The organism is Pseudoalteromonas sp. AWH4_217 (assembly GCF_056161105.1).
Window position 1 is genome coordinate 330,634 of record NZ_JBSWYM010000007.1, and the last position, 6,917, is coordinate 337,550.

Here is a 6,917-nt window from a genome sequence, read left to right on the forward strand (position 1 = left end):
CTGATAAAAATAAGAAAAACCTCTCGATGCCACGACTATCGATTCACCTGCTGCTCAGCCTATGTTGCCTGTTAACTACACTGCCACTATTTGCGCAGCTCAGTATCGACCACACTGAAAATACACTGTTCCTGCCGTTGGATCACCCGGTTGGCACACATTACATGCATTTTGAGGATTCAGACCGTCACAGCCACAGAACACAAACAGACGCACCCAGGCAACTTGGTGTACGATTTTTTTACCCCACCAACCTAACTGCCAGCAACCAGAGATTACCGCTGATAAGCAATCAGTTTTCGCGCTCGCACAGGCTGATTTATGATACAGATGCAGATATGACACATATCGCTCCGCTGAGCGCAATGACCTGGAACATTGCCGCAGATAGCGAAATACAGCTGTCACACAACACTTTACCCCTGATCATTTTTTCCCATGGTTATTATCTTAACCCAGAGTTGTTTACCATCATGGCTGCACATATCGCCAGCCGGGGATACCTGGTCGCTTCCATTAATCACAGTTTTGGCTCGGATTATTATCAGCCGCCCAATTCAAAAGCGATAAAAACGATAGACCTGCCATCAGACGATCTGGGCATTGATTTACCCATGTGGTCTGCAGATCAGCGTTTTGTACTGGCTAAAATACAACACATGAATCGCGACCCGCAAAGCCCGCTTTTCAACGCCCTCAATGGCCAGGTAGGTATTCTGGGTCATTCTTACGGTGGTGCAGCAGCGTTTTATACCGCGGCAAAAACACCCGAAGTAACCGCTATTGTTAATATGGATGGCACTGTATTTGGCTGGCAAGACATCACCATTACACAACCTTTTATGTACGTGCAGGCAGACGAAGAATACTTCAGCGAAATCTTTCTCAATGTACACAACAAAGGTTATTTAGCGCTGTTTGAATCGCTCAATCACGTCAGTTTTTCTGACATTGTGGTACTAAAAGACTGGCTAGAAAACGGCCTAAAAGACACGCCTCAATTCAATGCTATCCTGGACGTCGCCAGACTAAATTCCGCTTTTTTTGAGCACCACTTTAATCACACCGAAGCCGCATTTGTGCCAGCTATCAAAAGCAAAACCCCATTTTCCGTAACACTCTCTGACTGCAACGCCAGGCATAACGATTCAGCAACGCCATTGCGCTGCCTGATACATCGAATTAAGCACTGGAAACAACAGTTATTTTAATCTGGAAGGGAAACCGAAACGGTTCATGTTTAGCAAGCTTACAAGTAAACCCTCAGGTCAAGCGGCTATTGGTGCTGCAGATACGGCAAGAGGCATCTCAAGACGGCAGCTTCCAATTTGAATTACAATATAAAAGTACAACGCTCTCTGGTCACAGACTTTTCTTTTTGAGTGCTAGTAATGCCATCTAAACCCGTGTCCGATTTTATTGAATCACAGCAAAATCAGCTTTTTGAACAATTTAAACGACATACCATTTTCCCCTCATATGGACTTAAAGTAGAGGCTTGATTGGCCAAGTTTCCACAACCCCATCATTTGTTTCACTGATGACCACTTGCCTGGATTCATCCATTGCGATGCTTAATACTGACGCTCGATCTCGGCCATCGATTTTATTCGCCATAAACTTTGCTATTAAATCGCCATCTGCAACGCGCCAGATCTGCACTTTTTGATTTGGCGAGGCAGTGAGTAACCACTGATCATTGTTAATAAATGCCGACTGATTAAACTCTATGAAGTTGCTATATGTAGACAAAGAAGAGCTCAACTCTTGTGATTTTAAATCAATAAATTGACGAGCATTCACAGAGTCCAGTACGAACGCCATCGTCGCATCTGCGTTAAGAGAAACATGGTTGACTCTGGTTGAAAATTTATAAGACTGTAATTCTTTGCCTGTTTGTACATCCCACAATTTAACGAATTTATCGCTGGAACCTGTCATCGCAGTGCGCCCGTCAGCTGACAGCGCCACGGTATTTATATCTAAGTCGTGTAATGTGTGTTGTGCTCTACGATTACTTCTGACATGTATTACTTCCGTTATGCCGCTTCTGTAACCTAACAGTAGCGTTTCACCGTCGCTGGATATCGCTATATCTCTGATAATATTTTCACCGCTAGTCCACGCGCCTAACAGCTTACCCGACTTGGCAGAAAACAGGCTAACAGACAGCCTGTTGGATATGTAAAATACACTGGCGTTGTCAGCGATACCGGTCAACTCAATATTACCTTCCGCGATACAGGGAAATACTTTTTTGTCTGAGATGTTACTCCATAAGCAAACTTCATCTTGCCTTGCAATGACAGACAAAGCACCATTTTGAGATAGGTCTGACGATTGTACTAACCCTGAGCCATGTTTCTTTTGGGCACTTGCGGGTGTTTCAAAATGAGAGTCAAACAAGCAGCCCGTCAATAGTAATGACAAGGCCGTAGCGGATATTTTTTTCATTTTTATAATCCTTTCGGTATTGGGCACTCAAGCTAATACTCGTTTTCCGTATACACGTTCACAGCTAAAGTTGTTACCCTCAGCATATTCCAGCAACTTACCTGATTGTAATGGCATAGTAAAATGGGTCACCTAACCAGAAGATTAGATGACCCATCTTAGCAGTATACAAACTTTATTATTACACACCACCTAACACGCCTGCCCGCATGCCCAGCCGCAGCTCCAGGCGTATTGGAAATTGTAGCCGCCGAGCCAGCCGGTGACGTCGGTGACTTCGCCGATAAAGTACAGGCCTGGGGCTTTTTTGGCTTCGAAAGTTTTGGAGCTGAGTTCGTCGGTGTCGACGCCGCCCAGGGTGACTTCGGCGGTGCGATAGCCCTCTGTGCCATTGGGTTTAATGTGCCAGTGGTGCAGTGCGTGGGCTAAAGTGTCGATTTCGCTGTGACTGAGCTGGTTGGCATTTTTTTCTGGTACGGTTTGCTCGTTGATTAATACCTCAACAAAGCGTTTAGGTAATATAGTACTTAGCAGGTTTTTCAGAGACTTATTACCTTGCTCCTGACGCCAGTCGTGCAACTGTGCCTGCATGTCGATATCGGGGAGCAGGTTAACAATCACCCCCTGCCCGGCGCGCCAAAACGAGGAGATCTGCAAAATTGCGGGGCCAGACAGGCCACGGTGGGTAAACAGCAGGTTCTCTTTGAAGCGGGTGCCATCTTCGCTTTGTGCAGTGCAAGGCAGACTTACACCCGCCAGGCCATCAAAGCGGGCTTTATCGTGGTCGTGCAGGGTAAAAGGTACCAGTGCCGCCATGGTCGGCAGTACTTTCAGGCCAAACTGCTCGGCAATTTTGTAACCAATGGGCGTGGCGCCCAGTTTGGGCATGGTCAGACCGCCGGCGGCCACGACCAGAGACTGGCAGCTAAACACCTGCTCAGAAGTTGTGACGATATATCCGCCGGCCTCGGTACGTTCTACCTTAATGACTTCGTTACGCAGAAATACTTCAACTCCGGCCCAATCGCATTCGGTTAACAGGATGTCGACTATGTCCTGGGCACTGTTGTCACAAAACAACTGACCCAGGGTTTTATGATGATAAGCCAGGCCGTGGCGGTCCACCAGCTCGATAAAGTCGTGCTGGGTGTAACGGCTCAGGCAGGACTTCACAAAATGGGGGTTGGCGCATAAATAGTTCTGTGGCGCAGCACCTTCATTGGTAAAATTGCAACGACCACCACCGCTAATGAGTATTTTTCGACCAGCTTTTTTGCCCATATCGACCACCGCGACACTGCGCCCCCGATACCCAGCCTGTGCCGCGCACATCAGGCCAGCCGCGCCCGCGCCGATGATCACCACATCAAAGTTCAACATTGTATATTGTGTCCTGAAAAAGTTATGCGCTTATTGTATCAACTTATGCCCTGGAGGTGGAGTAATGCGATTATTTAGCAAACAAAGGCACATAATTTTATCACAACTAGTAATAAAATATTAACCATTTACAATCGTTTACAATACTAACTAATTCATACTTCATACTGTAACAAATAATAATTATGCAATAAAAACAAAGAATTATTGTCATAATTGAACTATTTAGCCATCCGCTTATAACAAAAACAATAGTGTAAATAACAAAACAGCACTTTAAATAGTTTAACCAGTTCTTTACCTTCGATAACCATCTGCTTGCACACGCAAACAGAACAACAACAACAAGTAAGAAACTAGGAATCATAATAATGACAACACGCAACTTAAAAATCGGCGCTGTCGCGCTAGCGATGTCAGGCATGTTCGCCGCTTCTAATGCAATGGCTAACAACGTTGAAGCATTCAATAATAACGCAAACATTGCTCAACTGAGCCTGAAAATGCAAAGCCAGAACACTGCCGGTACCCAGTTCATCATTAAATATAAAGATAACAGCAATCAGCTTATGTCTATTTCTGGTGCCGACATGTCACCAGCTATGATGAACTCGCGTGCACAAAGTTTCGTGAAGAACTTCAAAAGCAAGAAAAAATCTTCACTGAAAACTGAGTACGTTCGCAAGATGGCGCTAAGCAACCACCACGTTATGCGTGTTGATCAAAAGCTGAGTGCAGCTGAAGCACAAAGCCTGATGATGGAAATGTCTGCTACTGGCAACATTGAGTACATTGAAATTGACCAAATGCTACAGCCTTTCGCGACGCCTAATGACCCGCGTTATTCTGATCAGTGGCATTACTTTGAAGCAGCTGGCGGTATCAACGCTCCAGCGGCATGGGACAAAGCAACGGGTAACGGCGTAGTTGTTGCTGTTCTGGATACTGGTTACCGTCCACACGCTGACCTGAACGCAAACATTCTACCAGGTTACGACATGATCTCTGATCTGTCTGTTGCCAACGATGGCGGCGGTCGTGACAGCGACGCACGTGACCCGGGTGACGCGGTATCCGCAAACGAGTGTGGTTACACGCACAGCGCACGCAGCTCAAGCTGGCACGGTACACACGTAGCAGGTACGGTTGCTGCGGTTTCTAACAACGGTGAAGGTGTTGCCGGTGTTGCTTACGACGCAAAAGTTGTACCTGTACGTGTACTTGGTAAGTGTGGTGGTCTGACTTCAGATATCGCTGACGCTATCGTCTGGGCTTCAGGTGGTTCAGTATCAGGTGTGCCTGCTAACTCTAATCCGGCTGATGTTATTAATATGAGCTTAGGTGGCAGTGGTGCATGTAGCTCTACTACTCAAAACGCGATCAACACAGCGCGTGCTAACGGTACAACCATTGTTATTGCAGCTGGTAACGACAACGATAACTCTGCAAACTACAACCCAGGTAACTGTTCAGGCATCATCAACGTTGCGTCTGTAGGCCGTAACGGTGGTCGTGCTTACTACTCTAACTACGGTTCAAACATCGACGTTGCAGCACCAGGCGGTGCGCAAAGCTTTGCCAATGACCCAGAAGGTATTCTGTCTACTTACAATTCAGGCAGCAACACACCTTCAAGCGACAGCTATTCATACTCACAAGGTACGTCAATGGCGGCACCTCACGTTGCAGGTGTAGCGGCACTTATCAAGCAAGCGAAACCTTCTGCAACGCCTGATGAAGTAGAGAGCATCCTGAAGAGCACAACACGTAGCTTCCCTGCAACATGTACCAGCTGTGGTACTGGTATCATCGATGCGTCTGCAGCGGTCGATGCAGCACTGGGCGGCACTGGCGGTAACGAGCTGGAAGATGGCGTAGCTAAAACTAGCCTGTCTGGCGGCGCGGGCAGCGAAACTTTCTACACCTTTGAGGTAGGCAGCGGCGTGAGCAAAGTAACCTTCACTATGAGTGGCGGTACTGGTGATGCTGACCTGTACGTACGTGCAAATGCTAAGCCGACTCAGTCAACTTACGACTGTCGTCCATACGAAGGTGGTAACAACGAAGTATGTACAATTGATAACCCGTCTACTGGTACTTACCACGTTATGATGCGCGGCTACTCTGCATACAGCGGTGTGAGCCTGAAAGCTGAATCTGCAGGTGGTTCAACTGGCCCAGTTGAATTGACAGAGTCTAACCTGTCTGCAAGCACTGGCAACTGGATCCAGAAATCACTAGACGTACCTGCGGGTATGAGCAGCCTGACAGTAACTATCTCTGGTGGTACTGGCGACGCTGACCTGTTCGTTAAGCAAGGTAGCGCACCTACCAGCTCTAGCTACGATTGTCGTCCTTATAAAGGTGGTAACGCAGAGACTTGTACTTTCACTAACCCACAAGCGGGTACCTGGTACTTCGGTCTTAACGCGTACAGAACTTTCTCTGGCGTAACATTAAACGCAAAAGCACAATAAGCACTTTCCCCAGGCTTTTTAATGAGGGCTAAACCTTAGGGTTTAGCCCTTTTTTATGGGTGATTTATAAACTCAGTTATGTCGCTTTATGCACTTACCCAGTCATTTCGGGCTCGACATGGGATCTACCTATCGGCGACGCCGCTAGATGGAATTACTCAGGAGGAAAACACCTCCCATTTCCATCTGTGGTATGTGTGTTGTATTTGGACTGGTTCACGGCTCGGGGGCCGGGATGACAGGCTTTGAGTGCAGAATAATTGAATACATCATGTACTCCGTCATCTAAACGCCAGCTCCGTTGTCCTATGCTTCCTCCCAGTCATCCCGTGCCCGACACGGGATCTACTCACAGGCGACTCCGCAAGATGGAGTTACTCAGATACAAAACACCTCTCGTTACTATCTGTGGTATTTTTGTTGTATTTGGAATGGTTCCCGGCTCGGAGGCCGGGATGACGGGCTTGGTGTGCAGGTAAGGTGTACTAGATGCGATGACCGTATTGCCTTTTGGGTGGTTCACGGCTCGGGGGCCGGGATGACAGGCTTTGAGTGCAGAATAGCGGGCTTGGGATGCTGACAAGGTATACTAGATTCGCTGAGCGT

At 47.3% G+C, this 6,917-nt stretch carries 4 protein-coding genes; 2 read left to right on the plus strand and 2 right to left on the minus strand.

Going from position 1 to position 6,917, the window contains the following annotated elements:
• Positions 1-26 precede the first annotated feature (26 nt).
• A complete protein-coding gene (locus tag ACXAH1_RS11225) occupies positions 27-1,211 on the plus strand; it encodes an alpha/beta hydrolase family protein (RefSeq protein ID WP_475196735.1) in 1,185 nt (394 codons plus the stop codon).
• Between the two features lie 274 nt (positions 1,212-1,485).
• Here the strand turns inward: ACXAH1_RS11225 and ACXAH1_RS11230 are convergent, their stop codons facing one another.
• The gene (locus ACXAH1_RS11230) at positions 1,486-2,454 is read right to left on the minus strand and encodes a WD40 repeat domain-containing protein (RefSeq protein WP_475196736.1); all 969 of its coding nucleotides are present in this window, start codon (positions 2,452-2,454) and stop codon (positions 1,486-1,488) included.
• A 192-nt stretch (positions 2,455-2,646) separates the two neighbouring features.
• Positions 2,647-3,834, minus strand: coding sequence for a BaiN/RdsA family NAD(P)/FAD-dependent oxidoreductase (locus ACXAH1_RS11235; protein ID WP_475196737.1), 1,188 nt, complete (start codon positions 3,832-3,834; stop codon positions 2,647-2,649).
• Positions 3,835-4,205: 371 nt separating this feature from the next.
• Here ACXAH1_RS11235 and ACXAH1_RS11240 point away from each other — a divergent pair, with 371 nt between their 5' ends.
• Positions 4,206-6,311, plus strand: coding sequence for a S8 family peptidase (locus ACXAH1_RS11240; protein ID WP_475196739.1), 2,106 nt, complete (start codon positions 4,206-4,208; stop codon positions 6,309-6,311).
• Positions 6,312-6,917: the final 606 nt, after the last annotated feature.

Coding starts and splice junctions, on each gene's coding strand:
- ACXAH1_RS11225 (WP_475196735.1), top strand. CDS start 27: ATGCCACGACTATCGATTCACCTGCTGCTCAGCCTATGTTGCCTGTTA.
- ACXAH1_RS11240 (WP_475196739.1), top strand. CDS start 4,206: ATGACAACACGCAACTTAAAAATCGGCGCTGTCGCGCTAGCGATGTCA.
- ACXAH1_RS11230 (WP_475196736.1), bottom strand. CDS start 2,454: ATGAAAAAAATATCCGCTACGGCCTTGTCATTACTATTGACGGGCTGC.
- ACXAH1_RS11235 (WP_475196737.1), bottom strand. CDS start 3,834: ATGTTGAACTTTGATGTGGTGATCATCGGCGCGGGCGCGGCTGGCCTG.